Source organism: Amycolatopsis sp. NPDC051102 (assembly GCF_040682815.1).
Classification (GTDB): domain Bacteria; phylum Actinomycetota; class Actinomycetes; order Mycobacteriales; family Pseudonocardiaceae; genus Amycolatopsis.
In genome coordinates, this window is the sequence record NZ_JBFBBT010000015.1 from 51818 (window position 1) to 71439 (window position 19622).

General features: G+C 70.3%; 19 protein-coding genes. 11 read left to right on the top strand and 8 right to left on the bottom strand.

What is annotated here, in order from left to right; genetic code table 11:
• Positions 1-66: 66 nt before the first annotated feature.
• Entirely contained in the window at positions 67-1920 is a 1854-nt protein-coding gene (locus tag AB0M93_RS32725) for a glycoside hydrolase family 3 N-terminal domain-containing protein (protein WP_364280628.1), read from the bottom strand.
• 118 nt (positions 1921-2038) lie between these two features.
• Between AB0M93_RS32725 and AB0M93_RS32730 the strand changes: the two genes are divergently transcribed.
• Both AB0M93_RS32730 and AB0M93_RS32735 read left to right on the top strand, forming a co-directional pair.
• Positions 2039-2668: a nucleoside triphosphate pyrophosphatase gene (locus AB0M93_RS32730; RefSeq protein WP_364280631.1), complete on the top strand. Its 630-nt coding sequence runs from the start codon at positions 2039-2041 to the stop codon at positions 2666-2668.
• Between the two features lie 100 nt (positions 2669-2768).
• Positions 2769-4121, top strand: a complete 1353-nt coding sequence (locus tag AB0M93_RS32735; RefSeq protein ID WP_364280633.1) for a dicarboxylate/amino acid:cation symporter — start codon at positions 2769-2771, stop codon at positions 4119-4121.
• Positions 4122-4173: 52 nt separating this feature from the next.
• On the opposite strand, the gene AB0M93_RS32740 is transcribed toward AB0M93_RS32735, so the two are convergent.
• The gene (locus AB0M93_RS32740) at positions 4174-4896 is read right to left on the bottom strand and encodes a hypothetical protein (protein ID WP_364280636.1); all 723 of its coding nucleotides are present in this window, start codon (positions 4894-4896) and stop codon (positions 4174-4176) included.
• Positions 4897-5010: 114 nt separating this feature from the next.
• Here AB0M93_RS32740 and AB0M93_RS32745 point away from each other — a divergent pair, with 114 nt between their 5' ends.
• From AB0M93_RS32745 to AB0M93_RS32770, 6 genes are all read left to right on the top strand, one after another.
• Complete coding sequence (locus tag AB0M93_RS32745) at positions 5011-5286, top strand: SAV_915 family protein (RefSeq protein ID WP_364280638.1); 276 nt, start codon at positions 5011-5013, stop codon at positions 5284-5286.
• Between the two features lie 106 nt (positions 5287-5392).
• Entirely contained in the window at positions 5393-7189 is a 1797-nt protein-coding gene (locus AB0M93_RS32750; RefSeq protein WP_364280641.1) for an acetyl/propionyl/methylcrotonyl-CoA carboxylase subunit alpha, read from the top strand.
• 58 nt (positions 7190-7247) lie between these two features.
• Positions 7248-7769, top strand: a complete 522-nt coding sequence (locus AB0M93_RS32755) for a DUF1707 domain-containing protein (RefSeq protein ID WP_364280644.1) — start codon at positions 7248-7250, stop codon at positions 7767-7769.
• 7 nt (positions 7770-7776) lie between these two features.
• Positions 7777-8169: a DUF1707 domain-containing protein gene (locus tag AB0M93_RS32760; protein ID WP_364280647.1), complete on the top strand. Its 393-nt coding sequence runs from the start codon at positions 7777-7779 to the stop codon at positions 8167-8169.
• Positions 8170-8246: 77 nt separating this feature from the next.
• Positions 8247-9272, top strand: coding sequence for a hypothetical protein (locus tag AB0M93_RS32765; protein WP_364280650.1), 1026 nt, complete (start codon positions 8247-8249; stop codon positions 9270-9272).
• Between the two features lie 58 nt (positions 9273-9330).
• Positions 9331-9861, top strand: a complete 531-nt coding sequence (locus AB0M93_RS32770; RefSeq protein ID WP_364280653.1) for a GNAT family N-acetyltransferase — start codon at positions 9331-9333, stop codon at positions 9859-9861.
• A gap of 471 nt (positions 9862-10332) precedes the next feature.
• Here AB0M93_RS32770 and AB0M93_RS32775 read toward each other — a convergent pair whose 3' ends face one another.
• Positions 10333-12066, bottom strand: a complete 1734-nt coding sequence (locus AB0M93_RS32775) for a glycerol-3-phosphate dehydrogenase/oxidase (protein ID WP_364280656.1) — start codon at positions 12064-12066, stop codon at positions 10333-10335.
• A gap of 246 nt (positions 12067-12312) precedes the next feature.
• Here AB0M93_RS32775 and AB0M93_RS32780 point away from each other — a divergent pair, with 246 nt between their 5' ends.
• Together AB0M93_RS32780 and glpK are read left to right on the top strand one after the other, a co-directional pair.
• Positions 12313-13062 carry an MIP/aquaporin family protein gene (locus AB0M93_RS32780; protein WP_364280659.1) on the top strand — a complete coding sequence of 250 codons (750 nt, stop codon included), beginning with the start codon at positions 12313-12315 and terminating at the stop codon, positions 13060-13062.
• A gap of 31 nt (positions 13063-13093) precedes the next feature.
• Positions 13094-14608, top strand: coding sequence for a glycerol kinase GlpK (gene glpK, locus AB0M93_RS32785; RefSeq protein ID WP_364280662.1), 1515 nt, complete (start codon positions 13094-13096; stop codon positions 14606-14608).
• A 46-nt stretch (positions 14609-14654) separates the two neighbouring features.
• Here glpK and AB0M93_RS32790 read toward each other — a convergent pair whose 3' ends face one another.
• The 5 genes from AB0M93_RS32790 to AB0M93_RS32810 all read right to left on the bottom strand — a co-directional run bounded on the left by AB0M93_RS32790 (position 14655) and on the right by AB0M93_RS32810 (position 18995).
• On the bottom strand, positions 14655-15458 hold the full coding sequence (locus AB0M93_RS32790; RefSeq protein ID WP_364280665.1) for a VOC family protein: 804 nt from the start codon (positions 15456-15458) through the stop codon (positions 14655-14657).
• An 81-nt stretch (positions 15459-15539) separates the two neighbouring features.
• A complete protein-coding gene (locus AB0M93_RS32795) occupies positions 15540-16187 on the bottom strand; it encodes a class F sortase (protein WP_364280668.1) in 648 nt (215 codons plus the stop codon).
• A 91-nt stretch (positions 16188-16278) separates the two neighbouring features.
• Entirely contained in the window at positions 16279-16845 is a 567-nt protein-coding gene (locus AB0M93_RS32800; RefSeq protein ID WP_364280670.1) for a hypothetical protein, read from the bottom strand.
• 221 nt (positions 16846-17066) lie between these two features.
• The gene (locus AB0M93_RS32805) at positions 17067-17522 is read right to left on the bottom strand and encodes a hypothetical protein (RefSeq protein ID WP_364280673.1); all 456 of its coding nucleotides are present in this window, start codon (positions 17520-17522) and stop codon (positions 17067-17069) included.
• Positions 17523-17594: 72 nt separating this feature from the next.
• Positions 17595-18995, bottom strand: a complete 1401-nt coding sequence (locus tag AB0M93_RS32810) for an NAD(P)H-quinone dehydrogenase (protein WP_364280676.1) — start codon at positions 18993-18995, stop codon at positions 17595-17597.
• A 127-nt stretch (positions 18996-19122) separates the two neighbouring features.
• Here AB0M93_RS32810 and AB0M93_RS32815 point away from each other — a divergent pair, with 127 nt between their 5' ends.
• On the top strand, positions 19123-19575 hold the full coding sequence (locus tag AB0M93_RS32815; RefSeq protein ID WP_285988293.1) for a gamma-glutamylcyclotransferase: 453 nt from the start codon (positions 19123-19125) through the stop codon (positions 19573-19575).
• Positions 19576-19622: the final 47 nt, after the last annotated feature.

Sequence of the window (19622 nt, forward strand, 5' to 3'; positions counted from 1 at the left end):
CGTGCAGGCCCCCGCGCCGGTGTCGGGTACCGGAACGGGGGCCTGCACGGACCGCGGGAGCGGTGGCTAGTGGTGGTGGCGGCGGTAGGACAGGCCGAACCCGTAGGGGAACAGGCCCTGCTGACCGTCACCGGCGTTGATCGGTTCCTGGGCCGAGCTCTTCGGCCAGGTGAAGCTCAGCTTCCCGGTCGGGTTGTAGTCGCCGTAGAGGACGTCCGCGACGCCCGCGCCTTCGGACCCCGGCAGCCAGGCCGCCACGAGCCCGTCGAAGGACGGCAGCTGCGCCGCGATGTCGAGCGGCCGCCCGGAGACCGTCACCACGACCAGGGGCACGCCGGACGCCTTCAGCTTGGCGACGAGGGCGAGGTCTTCAGCGTCGAGGCCGAGTCCGCCCGGCCGGTCTCCCTGCCCTTCGGCGTACGGCGTTTCGCCCACCACGGCGACCGCGACCTTGTAGCTGGAGTCGATTCCGCCACCCGCACGGTCATAGGTCACCTTCGTGCCTTTCCCGGCACCGGCCTTGATGCCGTCGAGGATCGTCGTGCCGGGGATGACCCGCGCGCCGCTCTGGCCCTGCCAGGTCAGCGTCCAGCCGCCGGCCTGGTTGCCCATGTCGTCGGCGTTCTTCCCGGCCACGAAGATCTTGTTGTCCCGCTTGGCCAGCGGCAGCACACCGTCGTTCTTCAGTAGCACCTGCGACTCGCGCACCGCCTGCCGCGCCACGGCGCGGTGCGCCGCGCTGCCGAAGTCCTTCTGCAGCGAACGGTCGGTGTACGGGTGCTCGAACAGCCCGAGTTCGAACTTCTTCGTGAGGATCCGCCGGTTCGCGTCGTCGATGCGGGACATCGGGACGTGCCCGTCGAGGACTTCGGCCTTGAGCGTGCTGATGAACTTCAGGTAGTCGTTCGGGACCATCACCATGTCGATCCCGGCGTTGACGGCCTGGCTGACCTCGGCCGGGGTGAACCCGGGCTGGCCGTCGATCTGGTCGATGCCGTTCCAGTCGGAGATCACGTACCCGGAGAAGCCGAGCTCGCCCTTGAGCAGGTCGGTGATCAGGAACTTGTTGCCGTGGTCCTTGACGCCGTTCCAGCTGTTGAAGCTGATCATCACCGAGCCGACGCCGTGGTCGACCGCGGCCCGGAACGGCGGCAGGTGGATCTTCCGCAGCTCGTCCAGGCTGATCTGGGTGTTGCCCTGGTCGACGCCGCCGGTGGTGCCGCCGTCGCCGATGAAGTGCTTGGCCGTGGCCATGATGGACGTCGGGGCGTCGAGCCGGCGGCCCTGCATGCCCTCGATGATCACGGAGTTGGCGACGGGGTTCGCGGGGACTTCGCCGAACGACTCGTACGTGCGGCCCCAGCGGTCGTCGCGGGCGACGCACAGGCAGGGGGCGAAACCCCACTTGACGCCGGTCGACGCGGCTTCGTCGGCGGTGATCGCGCCGATCCGCTCGACCAGCTGCGGGTCGTTCGCGGCCCCCAGGCCGATGTTGTGCGGGAAGACCGTGGCGCCGTAGACGTTGTTGTGGCCGTGCACGGTGTCGGCGCCGTAGACGATCGGGATGCCCAGGCCGGTGGAGGTAAGCGCATTCTGGTAGGCGTCGACCATGTCCGCCCACCCGGCCGGGGTGTTCGGCGTCGGCGTGGACCCGCCGCCGGACAGGATCGAGCCGAGCCGCGCGGCGGCGGCCTGCGCGGGCGTCGCGGCGCCGCGCTCGCCTTCGGTCATCTGCCCGACCTTGTCGTCGAGCGTCATCCGCGCCATCAGGTCCGTGACGCGGTCGGCCACCCGGGCGTGCGGGTTCCGGTAGAGCGGCGTCGCGGAGGCGGACGCCATGGGGACGAGGGCCGTGCCCGCGAGGAGCAGGCCGGCCAGCGAAGTGAGTCGCAATGATCTCGTGGTGCGGAGGAGCGGCATTGTTCTCTCCGTGACGGTCCGTCGATCCATAAGTTGCGAGCCACAACAAACTAGCTCTCCCGCGAAGTGACGCCGGTCACAATTCGGTCACGACCACCTGGTCAAGTAAGTTTCAGGCGTGCAGTTCGTCCTCGCCTCCCAGTCCCCCGCCCGTCTCGCCCTGCTGCGCTCCGCGGGCCTCGATCCGGCCGTGTTCGTCTCCGGCGTCGACGAGGACGCCGTGGCCGCCGCCCTGACCGATCCGTCGCCGTCCGAGCTGGTCACCGCGCTCGCCGCGGCCAAGGCCGAAGCGGTCATCGACCAAGTCGCCGCGGCCCACCCGGACGCCGTCGTCGTCGCCTGCGATTCGATGCTTTCCATCCACGGCCAGATGGTCGGCAAGCCCGGTTCGCCCGAGGTCGCCCGGACCCGCTGGGCCGCGATGGCGGGGGCATCCGGTGAACTCCTCACCGGCCACGCGGTCGTCCGGCTCGACCGCGGGACGCGCGCGAAGGAGGCGTCCGGCTGGGAAGCGACCACGGTCCGGTTCAGCACGCCGAGCGAGCACGAGATCGACGCCTACGTCGCCAGCGGCGAGCCGCTGCAGGTCGCCGGCGGCTTCACGATCGACGGCCGGGGCGGCTGGTTCGTCGACGGGCTCGACGGCGGTCACACGAGCGTCATCGGGATCAGCCTGCCGCTCACGCGCCGGTTGCTGGCCGAGGTCGGCGTGAGTGTCGTGGATCTCTGGCAGCCTCCCGCATCCTGAGAAAGGCACCACACCATCGGGTGATCCGGAAGAGTCCTGCCTTGCCTGACGTTCTCCCTACCCGGCAAGACTGGAAATTTTCGAGCACCGGAGTCGCCCCGTGTCTTTTGTCCGGACATACACCAAGCCGCGGGTGTTCGCGGCCGCGGTTCTCGGCTCGCTCGTCGTCGGCGCCCTCCTGGGCGTCGTCGCACGGCAGACCGAAGCCGGCTGGCTGACCGATCTCCTCGACCAGATCGGCACCATCTTCACCACGCTGCTGCAGATCGCGGTGATCCCGCTGGTCTTCACGGCGATCGTGGTCGGCATCAACAGCCTCCGCAAGCTCGGCGGCGGCCGCACCGCCGCGCGCCTCGGCGGCAAGACGGTGCTGTGGTTCGCGATCACGTCGTTCATCGCGTCGCTGATCGGCATCGCGGTCGGCCGGATCTTCAACCCCGGCGCCGGCGGCCTCGGCGGCGTCGAAGCCACGGCCAAGAACGCCGACAAGGCAGCGAAGAGCGTCGACCACTGGGGTTCGTGGGACGCCTTCGTCAACGGGCTGCTGCCGGAGAACTTCGTGAAAGCGTTCTCCGACGGCGAGACGCTGCAGGTGCTGTTCCTCGCGCTGGTGATCGGCGCCGCCGCGTACAGCCTGGGCGACAAGGCAAAGCCGTTCGTGGACTTCACGACGAGCGTGTTCGAAATCATCCAGCGCTACCTCGGCTGGATCGTCCGGCTCGCCCCGCTCGGCATCATCGGCCTGATCGGCGCGGCGGTGTCGAACTACGGCGACGCGCTGTTCCGCCCGCTGTTCTCGACGACGCTCGCGGTGTACGTCGGCTGCCTGCTGGTGCTGTTCGTCGTCTACCCGATCCTGCTGCAGTTCGTGGCGAAGGTCAGCCCGCTGAAGTTCTTCGCGAAGGCGGGCACGGCGATCCAGTTCGCGTTCGCTTCGCAGTCTTCGGCCGCGACGCTGCCGCTGACCCGCCAGTCCGCGGTCAACCTCGGCGTCCAACCGGCGTACGCGGCCTTCGCGACCCCGCTCGGCAGCGCGACCAAAATGGACGGCTGCGCGGCGGTCTTCCCGGCGATCGCGGCGATCTTCGTCGCGAACCTGGCCGGGGTGTCGCTGAACTTCTGGCAGTACGTGGGCATCGTGGTGGTCGCCGTGGTCGGCGCACTCGCGACGGCCGGGACCACCGGCTGGCTGACGGCGTTCACGCTGACGACGTCCTTCATCGGCCTGGACGCCAAGCAGGTCGCGCTCGGCCTGGCGCTGATCTACTCGGTCAACCCGATCATGGACATGATGCGGACGGCGACGAACGTGGCCGGCCAGATCGTCGTCCCGACGATCGTGGCGCGCAGCGAAGGCCTCCTCGACGACGAGGTCCTCAACGCCCCGACCGACCGTCCCGAGCACAGCGACGACGGCTCGGCGGCCCGTCACACGGAACCCGCCCCCGCCTGACGCGCAAACCCGTGAAGGCCGCCTCGAGCGTTCGAGGCGGCCTTCACGCGTGTCAGGACGGGCAGGTGCGGAGGTCGGCGCGGGTGAGGCGGATGTCCGGCCAGCCGCGCAGGTCCGACGGCGACGTCACCCGCCGCGTGCAGCCCACCGAGCGGCCGGCCAGGTCGTACACCTCGCCCAGCACCGGCGCCGCCGTGCACTTCGGGGTGCCGGACGCGGAGTCCGGGCAGTCGTGGCGGACCACGATCACGTCGGGGCTGGCGTCGGCCGTGACGTCGTAGAGCGACAGCGTCCCGGCGTCCGCGTAAAACGGCTTGCCCGGGTCGCGCCACACTCCCCCGTTGCCGACCAGCAGCTCGCCGTACGCGGCCGTGCCGTCGTCGCCGACGTCACCGCGCACCAGGCACGCCGGGGCCGGGCCGTCGATGCAGCGCAGGGAGTTCTGGTCCAGCCGCACGCCCAGCTGGGCGATCGACAGCTCGAACACCGTGCCCGGCTCGGGCCCGACGCGCAGCCGCGCCGAACCGCCCGCCGCGTCGGTCAGCAGCACCACCGGCGTGCCCCCGACCGTCACCGCCGCGAGCTGGCGGCAGGGGCCGCCGCCGCAGGTCACGGCGGGTGTCACCGGCGCGGCGGCGGGTTCGGCCAGTTCCGGGGCCGCTTCGGGCCGCGGCCGCAGCAGGAACACCGCGCCGATCGCGCCGACGGTCACCACCGCGGCCAGCACCGCGGTGAGCAGCGCCGACCGAGGCGTCCGCACCGCCGTAGTCCGCATAAGACAGAGCGTAAGCCGCTTCGCGGCCGCGCGTCGGCAGCGCCCCGTCGCGATGTGGCCCGTTCAACCTGACGTGGTCAGGCGTAGCGGAGCGTGTCCGTCTATGTTGTCCGGGTGACGAACCCGAACCTGCCTCCCGCCCTCTACCTGCCGACCGGCCCGGTCAGCGCCGAGACCGAAGGCGCGTCGATCGAACTGCGCCGCACGCCGGACGGCCGCACCGCGCTGGTCGCGTTCACCGCGCTGGACCGGCTGATCGACTGCTGCGGCGAGCACCAGCCGTGGGCGCTGGTGAACACCGAGCACCTGGCGAAGGTCCACGCGGCGAACCCGTACGACGTGATCGTGCTCGACTCGCCCCTGCCCGAGGAGCTGCGGCACCACGTCTGAGCGTGGTTCACCTCTCACTCAAGAGACTCCCGACGTCATATCCGTAGACTTCCCTGATGCCGCGTGGGCGGTCAGCAATGCAGCTGTCGGACGCAGGAGGTGCGGGGTGGCCGAGCAGGTCGGCGAATCCACGGGTGGTCCGGTGACCAGGATCCTGGTCGCCAACCGTGGCGAAATCGCGGTACGCGTCATCAGAGCCGCGAAGGATGCTGGCCTGGCCAGCGTCGCGGTGTACGCCGACCCGGACCGCGATGCGCCCCATGTGCGGCTGGCCGACGAAGCCTTCGCGCTGGGCGGCACCACGGCCGCCGAGAGCTACCTGAACTTCGACAAGCTCCTGGACGCCGCGAAGCGCTCGGGCGCCGACTCGGTGCACCCGGGCTACGGCTTCCTCTCCGAAAACGCGGACTTCGCCCAGGCCGTCCTCGACGCCGGGCTGACCTGGATCGGGCCGAGCCCGCAGGCGATCCGCGACCTCGGCGACAAGGTGACCGCCCGCCACATCGCCACGCGCGCGGGCGCGCCGCTGGTGCCGGGCACGAAGGAGCCGGTCAAGGACGCCTCCGAGATCGTCGCCTTCGCCGACGAGCACGGCCTGCCGGTGGCCATCAAGGCCGCGTTCGGCGGCGGCGGCCGTGGCCTGAAGGTCGCGCGCACCCGCGAAGAGATCCCCGAGCTGTTCGAGTCGGCCACCCGCGAGGCGGTCGCCGCGTTCGGCCGCGGCGAGTGCTTCGTCGAGCGCTACCTCGACAAGCCGCGTCACGTCGAGGCGCAGGTCCTGGCCGACATGCACGGCAACGCGATCGTCGTCGGCACCCGCGACTGCTCGCTGCAGCGCCGCCACCAGAAGCTCGTCGAGGAGGCGCCCGCGCCGTTCCTGAGCGACGAGCAGCGCAAGCGCATCCACGAGTCTGCGAAGGCGATCTGCAAGGAAGCCGGCTACTACGGCGCCGGCACGGTCGAGTACCTCGTCGCCACCGACGGAACGATCTCCTTCCTCGAGGTCAACACGCGGCTGCAGGTCGAGCACCCGGTGTCGGAGGAGACGACCGGGCTGGACCTGGTCCGCGAGATGTTCCGCATCGCGCGCGGCGAGAAGCTGCGGATCACCGAGGACCCCGAGCCGCGCGGCCACTCGATCGAGTTCCGCATCAACGGCGAAGACGCCGGCCGCGGCTTCCTGCCCGCGCCCGGCACGGTGACGAAGTTCGTCGCGCCGAGCGGCCCCGGCGTGCGCGTCGACTCCGGCGTCGAGTCGGGCAGCGTCATCGGCGGGCAGTTCGACTCGATGCTGGCCAAGCTGATCGTCACCGGCTCGGACCGGAACAACGCCCTCGAGCGCAGCCGACGGGCGCTGGCCGAGATGGTCGTCGAAGGCATGGCGACGGTGCTGCCGTTCGACCGCGTGATCGTGAACGACCCGGCGTTCATCGGCGACGAGAACGGCTTCAGCGTGCACACGCGCTGGATCGAGACCGAATTCGACAACAAGATCGAGCCGTTCGTGGCGCCCGACATCGAGGCCGCCGAGGAAGAGCCGCGGCAGAACGTCGTGGTCGAGGTCGGCGGGCGGCGCCTGGAAGTCTCGCTGCCGGGCGGGTTCGCGTTCGAAGGCGGCGGCGGGGGCGGCGGCACGGCCGTCAAGGCGAAGCCGCGCAAGCGCGCCGGTGGCTCCAAGGCCGCGGTGAGCGGCGACGCCGTCACGGCGCCGATGCAGGGCACGATCGTGAAGGTCGCCGTCGAAGAGGGCCAGACGGTCGAAGCCGGCGAGCTGATCGTCGTGCTCGAAGCGATGAAGATGGAGAACCCGGTCACCGCACACAAAGCGGGCACCGTCACCGGTCTTTCGGTCGAAGTCGGCGCCGCCGTGACGCAGGGCACGCAGCTTCTCGAGATCAAGTAGCGCCGTTCGTTACAGATGTCGTGGTGGGCCGCCCCCGAGGCGGCCTACCATCGACTACGTGACCGAAGTCCCGTCTCCGCAGCTGCGGATCAGCGACCAGAACCGCGAGTCCGCGCTGTCCGCGCTCGGTGAGCACATGACCGCGGGGCGGATCGACATCGACGAGTACGGCGAACGCTCGGCCCGGATCACCGCGGCCAAGACGCGCGGCGAGCTGGGCGAGATCTTCGCGGACCTGCCGGCGCCGCACCCGCAGTACGACGACGTCCCGAAGGTCGCCGTCACGGCACCCGAACCGGCGGCCGGGCCCGCACCGCGGCCGGCGGCCGCCCCGGACGGCTGGTCGTCGTCGCAGCGGTTCGTGGCCGCCTTCATCCCGCTGGTCTGGATCGCGACGATCGCGTTGATCGCCAGCGGCGTGGTGACGGGGACGCTGATCCTGATCCCGATCGGGCTGAGCGTGTTCGGCCGCGCGATGTGGGGCCACGGGCACCACCACGACCGCCGTGACCGGCACCTGCGCGACCGGGAACGCCGTCGCGAACTGCGTGACTCCTACCGGCGCGAGATGGGCCGCTGATTCCGCCGTGGGCGACATGCGGTTGAGCGACGCCGAGCGCCAGGACGCCCTGGACGTCCTCGAAGAGCACGTCCGCACCGGCCGGCTCGACATCGACGAATACGGCGCCCGGTCCGCGAAGGTCACGGCGGCCAAGCGGGTCAGCGAGCTCGTCCCGCTGTTCGACGACCTCCCGTCGCCCCGCCCGAGCGCGTTGCTCAACGGCGTTTCGGCGCCTCGGGTCCCGGTGGCGTCGTCGGAGGACAGCGCACTGGTCCGTTTCCTGACCGCGGCGGCGGTGCCGATCGCGATCGTCCTCGCGGTCGCGGTGCTGATCCTCTCCCGCGGCCGGCTGCTGATCATCTCGGTGGCGTTGCCGCTGGTCGTGGCGATGATCGCGGGCGCTCGCCGCCGTCGCTGATTACTCCCTTTGCCGGGCAACCTGCGCCCGCGTTCCGACGTGGTGATCACGCAGGTCGGGGGAAAGGGAGGATTTCCATGAACAGGGTGTTTTCGCGGCCGGGGGTGCTGGCGGCGGTGGCGATCACGGCCGCGGCGCTGGCAGCTGCACCGGCCCAGGCCGCAACCGGCCGGCTGGGCTGGCAGCCGACGCTGCTGCCGCTGCCGGCCGGAGCCGACCCGGTGGGGCACGGGTATCTGACGGGGTCGGACGGCCACGGCGAGTACAGCGGGTCGTTCATCGTCGGGGACAAACTGCAGGTGATCAGCTGGCGTGGGGGTCAGCCGACGCTGCGCGGCGTGCCGGACGGTTTCGAGTGGGCGATGGCCGAAGGGGAGGACAGCGCGGGGCGCATCTACGGCGAGGCGCTCGACTACGACACGGGAGCCGACCGCACGTTCGTGGCCGACGCCACGGGGTTCCACCTCCGCGACAACCCGCCCGGTTACCGCTCGTTCCAGATGCGCGCGGTCAACCGGCGGGGTGACGCGGTCGGCATGGTCTTCACCGACGACCCCGCGGGCCACGCGGCGGCGGTCTGGCCGGCGGGCGCGGCCGCGGCCACGGTGTTCCCGCTCCCGTCCGGCGCGGACAACGTGGTCGACATCGACGACGACGGCTCGATCCTGTTCAGCGGGTTCGAGCGCGACATCGTCTGGAAGAACGGCGTGAGCCGGCCGCTGGCGGACATCCCGGGCTTCTCGAACCCCCACGGTTCGGCGATCCGCAACGGCGTCGTGGTCGGCTTCGCGTCGAACGGGAACGCGTCGCAGGCGATCCGGTGGACCACACCGGAGACGCCGGTCGCGCTGACCGGCGGCGACTACGCGAGCGACCTGAACGTGGGTGGCCTGACGGCGGGCCTGGCCCCGATCCCGGGCTCGTTCCGGTACAAGCCGATCGTGTGGCGCGGAACCACCCCGGGCGGCGAGCTGAAGCAGCCGGGCACGTACACGGGCTACGAGTCGAGCCACGTCGCTGACGACGGCGTGTTCACGGGCTGGGCATCGAACGGCCCGCTCGACGAGGGCGGAGTGCCGGTGATCTGGCGCTTCACCCCGTAGGCGCCGGTTGACGCCGGGCCGGGGGCGGCACGCTCCCGGCCTGGCTAGGCTGGGTGGAGTGGAACCGGTGGAGATCAACGCGGGCACGTACTACCTGCGCCAGCTGCGCGCCGACCGGCACATCGACGACCGCAGGCTCCTGATGGAGGCGTTCGCGGACCCGACGCACCGCAAGTACGTGTTGAACTACCGGCTGCGCACCCTGGACGAGGCAACGGAGTACGTGACGTTGCGAGCGGCCCAGTGGGCAGGCGACGAGCGCTGTTCCTGGGCGATCGCCGAACCGACATCGGGCCGCTTGCTGGGCGAGGTGGGCTTGCGCGAGCTGAACCTGGACGCGGCGTACGCCGAGGCAACGATCTGGGTCCACCCGGCAGAGCGGGGCAAGGGAATCGCAACGACGGCGTTGAACGCGGCACTCCGGTTCGGCTTCGGAGGGCTGGGGCTGACCGAGGTGAGTTACCGGTACGAGGAGAGCAACACGGCATCGGCGATCGTGGCGGAGCGGTGCGGGTTCACGTTGATCGGCCCGGAGCCGGAGCGAGCCGCGACGGGGGAACGGCTGATCCGCTGGCACCGGACTTCCTGAGCGGCGCCGCGCCTACGACCTCCCTCAGCTCACCGGCTCCACGATCGCCGTTCGGTCAACCGCCGGTCCGCCGTGGCCATCCCGAAGGGGAGTGGCGTGTCTGCGGCGAAGCGACCTACCAAGCGCTGTAGGTGCAGGCCCGAGGCGGTTGCGGCGCGAGTCGCCGGGTGGCCGCGGGCCGGCCGCACCACCCACCGGCCCCGAATCAGCAGCGGCCACGGGTAGCCACCCGATGGGTGGTGATCAGCGACCGGCTACCGGATCTCGCTGACAGCGCATGGGAACGGCGACCTGATCATGAGCGCGCGCGACTAGCCCACGCTCCTCGGGGCATCCCCGCCGCCGAACATCCCCCGCCACTCCCAGGGGGGCGGCCCCTAGGCCAGTCTATCGGCGCCCCCGGACGAAACCCGGTCCGAAGGCGCCCAGCAGCACCGACTGCCCACAACCCCGCGAGGCTGTGGACAACCCTCAGCTCACCGGCTCCACGATCCCCGCCCGGGCTTCCGGGGCCGCCGACCGCAGGGCGTCCGCCGCTTCGTCGCTCGGCTGGGACTGGGATTCGCGCTCTGCCTCCACCCTTGCCCGGTACACCTCGATTTCGTGCTTCACCGTTTCGGGTGACCAGCCGAGGACTTCCCCCACCAGGGTGGCGACCTGTGATGCGCAGTCCACTCCGCGGTGGGCGTACTCGATCGAGATGCGCGTCCGGCGGGCGAGGACGTCCTCCAGGTGCAGCGCCCCCTCGTGCGAAGCCGCGTACACCACCTCCACGCCCAGGTAGTCCGGCGCGTGCTCGATCGGCTTCAGGAGCTCTGGGCGGCCGTCCGCCGATGCCAGGACTTCGTGGACCAGCGAGCCGTACCTGTCCAGGAGGTGCCTCACCCGGTAGGGGTGCAGGCCGTGCTCTGCGGCCAAGTGGTCGGCCTGGTTGACCAGTGCGTGGTAGCCGTCCGCGCCCAGCAGGGGGACCTTGTCCGTGATCGAGGGCTGAGACCGGCCCGGGAGGTCCACCGCCGCCGCGTCGACCGCGTCCGCCGCCATCACTCGATAGGTCGTGTACTTGCCGCCCGCGATCGCCACCAGGCCCGGGGCCACGCGGGCCACCGCGTGCTCGCGCGAGAGCTTCGATGTCTCTTCGCTCTCCCCCGCCAACAGCGGGCGAAGGCCCGCGTACACGCCTTCGATGTCGTCGTGCGTCAGTGGTGTCGCCAGGACCGTGTTGACGTGCTCGAGCAGGTAGTCGATGTCGTGCTTCGTCGCCGCCGGGTGGGCCAGGTCGAGGTTCCAGTCCGTGTCCGTCGTGCCGACGATCCAGTGGTTGCGCCACGGGATCACGAACAGCACCGACTTCTCGGTGCGCAGGATCATCCCCGATTCCGAGACGATCCGGTCGCGCGGGACGACGATGTGCACGCCCTTGCTCGCGCGCACCCGGAACCGGCCGCGACCGCCGGACAGGCGCTGCAGCTCGTCGGTCCAGACGCCGGTGCAGTTGATCACCGCGGCCGCCGAGATCTCCGTTTCGCGGCCGTCCTCGACGTCTCGCACGCGCACGCCCGACACCCGGTCGGCTTCGCGCAGGAACCCGACGACCTGGGTCGACGTCCGCACGACCGCGCCGTAGTGCGCCGCCGTCCGGGCCACCGTCATCGTGTGGCGGGCGTCGTCGGACTGCGCGTCGTAGTAGCGGATCCCGCCGATCAGCGCGGACCGCTTGAGCGCCGGCACCATCCGCAGCGCGCCCGCCCTGGTCAGGTGCTTCTGACCGGGGACGCTGCGGGCGCCGCCCATCGTGTCGTACATCAGCAGGCCCGCCGCGGTGTACGGCCGCTCCCACACGCGGTGCGTCAGCGGGTACAGGAAGCTGACCGGCTTCACCAGGTGCGGCGCGATGGTCGTCAGCATCAGCTCACGCTCGCGCAGCGCTTCCCGCACCAGGCCGAATTCGAGCTGTTCCAGGTAGCGCAGGCCGCCGTGGAAGAGCTTGCTGGACCGGCTCGACGTCCCCGACGCGAGGTCGCGGGCTTCGACGAGCGCGACCCGCAGCCCGCGCGTCGCCGCATCGAGCGCCGTGCCCGCGCCGACGACGCCGCCGCCGATCACGACGAGGTCGAAGGTCTCGTTGCCGAGCCGTTGCCAGGTCTCTTCCCGCTTGGCCGGGCCCAGTCGAGCCGGGTTCGTCTCCGCTGCGTGCTGCGCCACGTGACATCCTCCTCGTGCTGGCGAGGCTTCCAGCATCGCACGACCCGGTGATCCTCCGCCCGTCCACGGATGACACTTGTGGCGTAACCCTCTGCGATCTTGGCCGCGATCTTGAAAAGATTCGGCTGCCCGGTGCTTGGAAGTAGCTTCTACGCCCCGGTAACGTCGCGCGGACGTGGGTCGGCAACGGTGCCGTGGCACGCCGTGATCGACCCTGCGCAGAGTGTCCAGTGTGGAGGTGCAGCGGTGAGTGCTGGGGCAATAATCGTCTGGGAACTACTGGGAACGGCCGCCCTGATCCTGCTCGGCAACGGGGTGGTCGCGAACCACGTCCTCCGTAAAACCAACGGCAACAACGGCGGCATGCTGTTCATCAACTTCGGATGGGCGTTCGCCGTCTTCACCGGCGCCAGCATCGCCGCGCCCAGCGGCGCGCACCTCAACCCGGCGGTGACCCTCGGGCTCGCCATCGCCGACAAGACCCCGTGGGCCGACGTTCCCTTCTACTTCATCGGCCAGTTCGCCGGCGCCATCATCGGCGCCATGCTCTGCTGGGCCACCTACAAGCTGCAGTTCGACGACCACCCCGAGCCGGAGAACACCCTCGGCATCTTCTCCACCGGCCCGCAGATCCCGAACATCGCGTGGAACCTCGTCACCGAGATCATCGGCACCTTCGTGCTGGTCGCGTGGATCCTGCTCAGCCCGACCTACGCCGCCGGCGACGGCGGGACGCCGAACTTCGGCAACTCCGCGCTGGGCTACGCGGGTGTCTCGTTCGTGGTCCTCGTGATCGGCACCTCCCTCGGTGGCCCGACGGGGTACGCCATCAACCCGGCGCGCGACCTCGGCCCCCGGATCGCGTACGCGTTCCTGATGCCGATCCGGAACAAGGGCAACGCCAACTGGGGCTACTCGTGGATCCCCGTCGTCGGCCCGCTGGCCGGCGGCGCCCTCGCCGCACTCCTCTACCTCCTCGTCCACAACCTGACCTGATCGCCCGTTCGATGGAATTCCGGGAGCACACATGACTTCGTACGTAGCCGCGATCGACCAGGGCACCACCTCCACCCGGTGCATGATCTTCAACCACGAAGGCCGCGTCGTCTCGGTCGACCAGCGGGAACACGAGCAGATCTTCCCCCGCGCCGGCTGGGTCGAGCACAACGCGGAAGAGATCTGGGAGAACACGCGCCGGGTCGCCGCGGGCGCGCTGGCCAAGGCCGACCTCACCGCCAAGGACATCGCCGCCGTCGGCATCACCAACCAGCGCGAAACCGCGCTCGTCTGGGACAAGAAGACCGGCAAGCCGGTGTACAACGCGATCGTCTGGCAGGACACCCGCACCGACAAGATCGTCACCGAGCTCGGCAACCTCGGCGGCGGCCAGGAGCGCTACCGCGACAAGGTCGGCCTCCCGCTCGCGACCTACTTCTCCGGACCCAAGATCAAGTGGATCCTGGACAACGTCGAAGGCGCGCGCGAGAAGGCCGAGGCCGGTGACCTGGTGTTCGGCAACATGGACACCTGGGTGCTGTGGAACATGACCGGCGGCGCGGACGGCGGCGTGCACGTCACCGACCCGACCAACGCCTCCCGCACCATGCTGATGGACCTCGACACCCTGCAGTGGGACGCCGAGATCGCCGGCGAGATGGGCATCCCCCTTTCGATGCTGCCGGAGATCCGCTCCTCGTCCGAGGAGTACGGCAAGGTCCGCGAGAAGGGCGCGCTGGCCGGCGTCCCGATCGCGGGCATCCTGGGCGACCAGCAGGCCGCGACGTTCGGCCAGGCCTGCCTTTCGCCCGGCGAAGCCAAGAACACCTACGGCACCGGCAACTTCATGCTGCTGAACACCGGCACCGAAAAGGTGATGTCGCAGAACGGGCTGCTCACCACGGTCTGCTACAAGATCGGCTCGAACGACACGGTCTACGCGCTGGAAGGCTCCATCGCCGTCACCGGTTCGCTGGTGCAGTGGCTGCGCGACAACCTCGGCATGATCACGACCGCGGCCGAGATCGAGGACCACGCACGCAGCGTCGAGGACAACGGCGGCGCGTACTTCGTCCCGGCGTTCTCGGGTCTGTTCGCTCCTTACTGGCGCTCCGACGCTCGTGGCGCGATCGTCGGGCTCACCCGGTTCGTCAACAAGGGCCACCTCGCCCGCGCGGTGCTGGAGGCGACCGCCTTCCAGTCCCGCGAGGTCATCGACGCGATGAACGCCGACTCCGGAGTCCCGCTGAAGTCGCTCAAGGTCGACGGCGGCATGGTCGTCAACGAGCTGCTCATGCAGTTCCAGGCCGACATCCTCGGCGTGCCGGTGATCCGCCCGGTGGTCAACGAGACCACCGCGCTGGGCGCCGCGTACGCCGCCGGCCTCGCCGTCGGGTTCTGGAAGTCCGAGGACGACATCCGCACCAACTGGGCCCAGGACAAGCAGTGGGACCCGTCGATGGACGACGCCCGCCGCGAGCGCGAGTACCGCAACTGGAAGAAGGCCGTCACCAAGACCTTCGACTGGGTCTCCGAAGAGGACTGACCGGCGAGGGCCGGGGGCGCCCGAAAGGCGTCTCCGGCCCGCTCGCTCACACTTCCCAGCCCTCCGGCTCGCCGGACTGCTCGTTGGGCGCGATGACCAGGAACGGCACGCCCTGGTCATCGGTGACCCGCACCTGCCGCCCGTACGGCGAGTCGAACGGCTTTCCCTGCACCGTGCCGCCGAGCTCGACGACCTTGGCCGCGGCCGCTTCAGCGTCCGGCACCCAGAAGTAGGTCAGCCAGTGCGACGGCACCTCGGCCGGCACCGATTCGGGCAGGGCACCGAGCCCGCCGACCGGCCGCCCGTCGATGAGCAGCACCGCGTACGTGAATTGGTCGCTCGAAATGTCCTGGAAGCCGTAGCCGAAGACCTCCTCGTAGAACGGCTTCGCCGCCGCGTAGTCGCGGCTCATGCACTCGTTCCAGGCCGGGGTGCCCAGGGCCGAGGTGACCTGCGTGCCGAGGTGGTGGCCGGCCTCCCAGAGGCCGAAGACCGCGCCCGCCGGATCGGCGACGACGGCCATCCGGCCCTCCTTCATCACCTCCATCACCGGCATGACGACCTGCCCGCCGGCCTCGGTGATCGCCGTGACGGTCCGGTCCACATCGGATACCGCGAGGTAGGTCGTCCAGACGGCCGGGATGTCCTGGCCCGGTGGCGTCTGGCCGATCCCGGCGACCGGGCGCCCCCGCAGCTCCGCCATGCCGTAGAAGCCGGTCTCTTCACCGCCCCGCTGCACGTCCCAGCCGAGCAGGCCGCTGTAGAAGGCCACCGCCTTCGCCTGGTCGGGCACCATCAGGTCCACCCAGCTGGGTGTGCCGTCGGGCCATCTTTCTTCCCGGAACACCATGTCGACTCCCAACCCTCGTCCGCGCCACCGGCCGGTGACGACCGCCACAGTCTGGCACCGGGCACCGACAAAAACCGAAAATCAGGCCTGGACCAGCCGGGCGTAGACGACGATGTTGTCGACGTAGTTGTGCGCGCTCCGGTCGAAGACGCCGCCGCAGGTGATCAGCCGCAGCTCGGGACCGGCCGTGTCGTCGTACACCCCTTCGGCCTCGAAGTCCTTCTTCGGGACCTGGTGCACCTTCGTCACTTCGAAGACCGCCGTGGTGCCGTCCTTGCGGGCGATCGAGACGCGGTCTCCGGCGGCGAGTTCCTTGAGCCGGAAGAAGATGCCCTTCTGGTGGTTGCCGTCGACGTGCCCGAGGACGACGGCCGGGCCGGTCTCACCCGGCGTCGGCGCGTAGGTGTACCAGCCCGCCTGCAGCGGCGTGGTCACCGGCGGCACCTGGACGGTGTTGTCCGGGTTGAGCCCGAGCGGGACCAGCGACGAGCGGGCGCCGATCTTCGGGATGTCGATCGAAACGGGCTCGGACTTCGGCAGTGCCGCGACGGCGTCCCGGTTGTCGCTGCGGGGCTGCGGCACCGCCGCGACCGGCTGGGCGGGCGGCGGCTGCGCCGACGACGGCTCCGGGCCGCCGCCGAGCGTCAGGGCCAGCACCGCCAGGGCCGCCAGCAACGCGATGACGAGGGTGATCAGCACACCCCGTCTGTTCGTGATCCTCGTCGTCATGTTCTCCCCCGTGACCGGCGCCTGGAAGTTCACACGTCCGGGTGGACCGTTCGGTTGCGCCCCGACGGTACCTCCGCGGACAGTCCCCTGGTCAACGGCGCCAGGCCCGGCGAGCGAGCACCAGGCCGCCGCCCCCGACGGCGAGCACGCCCATGGCGGCCGCGGCCGCGAGCGGACCGCCGGAGCCGTCAGCGGGGCCGTCGGTCCCACCGGTCTGCGGCGCGCCCGCCGGCACCTTCGTGACCTGTTTCTTGGCCGGCAGGACCTCGAAGCGCGCGGTGTAGGTCTCCGGGCCGCAGTGCAGCGTGACGGGGTACTTGCCGGGCTTGACGTCCTGGACCTCGGCGGCGGCGAAGTTGCCGGGCGCGGGGAAGACGAGCGCCGCCGACCGCACGCTCACCTTCTCCTCCGGGCCGCGGGTCTGGCAGGCGAAGTCGAGCTTCACGTGCGCGCCCGGCAGCGCCTTGGCCGGGGCCACGGTCAGCAGCCGGGTGATCCGGGTCAGCGGGCCGTCCGGGTACTCCGGCTGCGTGGTGGGCGTAGCTGACGGCGTGGCCGGCGTCGACGGCGTCGTGGTGGGCGTGGCCGCGAGGGCCGCGCTCGGCGCGAGGATCGCGAAAGCGGCGGCAACGCCCGCGACGACAACGGTGTTCTTCATTCTTTTCTCCCCTGTGGATTCCGCACTCGGAAACGGGTGACGGACGCCGTCCGCAGTTCCCCCTGCCTCGGCCTTGCCCGTTCACCTACGCTCCCAAAGACGTCTCCACCTGCGTGGGGTTGCGCCCGAAGGTCACGGAATCGTCGCGAAAACCGGCGTGGTGAACTCATGAAAAAACCACCCCGGAGCGTGGCTCCGAGGTGGTTTCGACGTTTCCCGATTCAGCCGGCCATGCTGCCGTCGCCCGCTTTCGCGGCACCCGACGGCACCTTCGCGACCTGCGCGGCGGGCACCGTGAACTGCGCGCTGTACGTCTGGCTTCCGCACGTCACGGTCAGCGGGTACGTCCCCGCCGCGGTGTCGGGCTTCAGCGCGACGTCGGCGCTGATGTTCGCGTCGACGCCCATGAAGGGGCCGGGGGTGTAGTTGGCGAAGGTCAGCACCGGCGACGCGAACTTCGGCGACGGGCCGTCGCACTTCGCCAGTGCGACGTTCGGCGCGTCGCGGACGTACTTGCCCGCCAGCGTCTGGTTGATCGCGGTGTTGACGTTGAGCTGGACCATGCCGGCGGCAGGACTCGGCGCGGCCGCGGTGCTGGTGTTCTGCGCCATCGCCGGTCCCGCCAGCGTCGTCGCCCCGATTACCGCTGCCGCAACGAAAAACACCGTCTTGCGCACCTTCACACCCTTCGCGTCCTTCAGACTTACACCCGACAAGACGCGACGGGGCGCGACGGGTTGCCTACGGGATCAGTCGAGATCGTCGTGCCGCATGAGCTGGCGCCCGGCCTCGGTGATCGAGCCCGAGAGCGACGGGTAAACCGAAAATGTCAGTGCCAGGTGGTCCACTGTGAGCTGGTTCTGGACGGCGAGCGCGATGGGAAGGATGAGCTCGCTCGCCTGCGGCGCCACGACGACTCCACCGACGACCACGCCGGTGGCGGGGCGGCAGAACAGCTTCACGAAGCCTCGGCGGAGGCCCTCCATCTTCGCGCGCGCGTTGGTGGCCAGGGGCAGCATGATGGTGCGCGCGGGCACCTCGCCGGAGTCGATCGCCTGCTGGCTGATGCCGACGGTGGCGATCTCCGGGTGGGTGAACACGTTGGCGGCGACGGTCTTGAGCTTGATCGGCGCGACGCCCTCGCCCAGCGCGTGCCACATCGCGATGCGGCCCTGCATGCTCGCCACCGAGGCGAGCATGAGCACGCCGGTGCAGTCGCCGGCGGCGTAGATCCCGGGAACGGAGGTGCGCGAAACGCGGTCGACGGTGATGAACCCGCCGGGGCCGGGCTCGATGCCGACCTTGTCGAGGCCGATGTCCTTGGTGTTCGGGACCGACCCGACGGTCATCAGCGCGTGGCTGGCTTCGATCACGCGGCCGTCGGCGAGGTGGATCTCGACGCCCTTTTCGGTGCGCTCGACGCGGTCGGCGCGCGCCTGCTTCGCGACGGTCGTGCCGCGCTGCGAGAAGACCTCTTCGAGCACCGCGGCGGCGTCGGCGTCCTCGTGCGGCAGCACGCGGTCGCGGCTGGAGACGACGGTGACCTTGACGCCCATCTCGGTGTAGGCGGAGGCGAACTCGGCTCCGGTGACACCCGAGCCGATCACGGCGAGGTGCTCCGGGAGCTCCTGGAGCTCGTAGAGCTGGCGCCAGTCGAGGATGCGCTCACCGTCGGGCACCGCGCCGGGCAGCACGCGCGGGGTGGCGCCGGTGGCGATGAGGACGACGTCGGCGGGCAGCTTCTCGGTGCCGTCCTTCGTCGTGACGGCGACCTTGTGCGTCGCGAGGCCGGGCTCTTCGTCGCAGAAGCGCGCCTCGCCGGCGATGACGCGGACGCCTTCGCGCTGGACGCGGGCGCGGATGTCGGCGGACTGGGCGAGCGCGAGGCCCTTCACCCGGCCGTGGACGGTCGGGAGGTCGATGCTGGTGTCGGCCATGTCGGTGTTGATGCCGAGCTCGCTGAGGTCGTGCATCTTGGCCAGCGCCCCGGAGCTGGCGATGAACGTCTTCGAGGGGACGCAGTCGTAGAGGACGCAGGCGCCGCCGAGGCCGTCCCGTTCGACGATCGTGACGTCGGCTCCGTGCTGAGCCGCGACCAGCGCGGCTTCGTAGCCGGCCGGGCCCCCGCCCATGATCACGATCCTGGTCACCTGGGTCCTCCTCATGGCTGTTCGTGCGGTGCTCTCACCGTACGCGGCGAAGGTGTCCGAACACTGAAGTGGGCGAACACGGCGAGTGCGTCCACTCGGGTGAGGGAGGTATCGCTACGCTGTCGGCGTGCCGTTGTATGCCGCGTACGGATCGAACATGGAGCCCGCCCAGATGCTGGAGCGCGCGCCGCACTCTCCGATGGCCGGCAGCGGCTGGCTGGAGGGGTGGCGCCTGACCTTCGGCGGCGAGGACCTCGGCTGGGAAGGTGCCCTGGCCACGATCGTCGAAGACCCGGGCTCCCGCGTCTTCGTCGTCCTCTACGACGTGACGCCACTGGACGAGACCGGGCTGGACCGCTGGGAAGGCGGCGAGCTGGGCATCCACTCGAAGATCCGCCTCCGGGTCCAGACGATGGACGGCTCGGTCCTGGCCTGGTTGTACGTCCTGGACGCCTACGAGGGCGGCCTCCCGTCAGCCCGCTACCTGGGCGTCCTGGCCGACGCCGCCGAGGCGGCCGGCGCCCCGGCCGACTACGTCGACGACCTCAGAACCCGCCCCTGCTCCGGCATAACCGGCTAACCCGTGTCGACCTCCTGATCACGCGTGTCGACCCTTCAATCACGCGT

Coding starts and splice junctions, on each gene's coding strand:
- AB0M93_RS32790 (WP_364280665.1), bottom strand. CDS start 15,458: ATGGTGTTCCGGGAAGAAAGATGGCCCGACGGCACACCCAGCTGGGTG.
- glpK (WP_364280662.1), top strand. CDS start 13,094: ATGACTTCGTACGTAGCCGCGATCGACCAGGGCACCACCTCCACCCGG.
- AB0M93_RS32795 (WP_364280668.1), bottom strand. CDS start 16,187: ATGACGACGAGGATCACGAACAGACGGGGTGTGCTGATCACCCTCGTC.
- AB0M93_RS32725 (WP_364280628.1), bottom strand. CDS start 1,920: ATGCCGCTCCTCCGCACCACGAGATCATTGCGACTCACTTCGCTGGCC.
- AB0M93_RS32800 (WP_364280670.1), bottom strand. CDS start 16,845: ATGAAGAACACCGTTGTCGTCGCGGGCGTTGCCGCCGCTTTCGCGATC.
- AB0M93_RS32740 (WP_364280636.1), bottom strand. CDS start 4,896: ATGCGGACTACGGCGGTGCGGACGCCTCGGTCGGCGCTGCTCACCGCG.
- AB0M93_RS32765 (WP_364280650.1), top strand. CDS start 8,247: ATGAACAGGGTGTTTTCGCGGCCGGGGGTGCTGGCGGCGGTGGCGATC.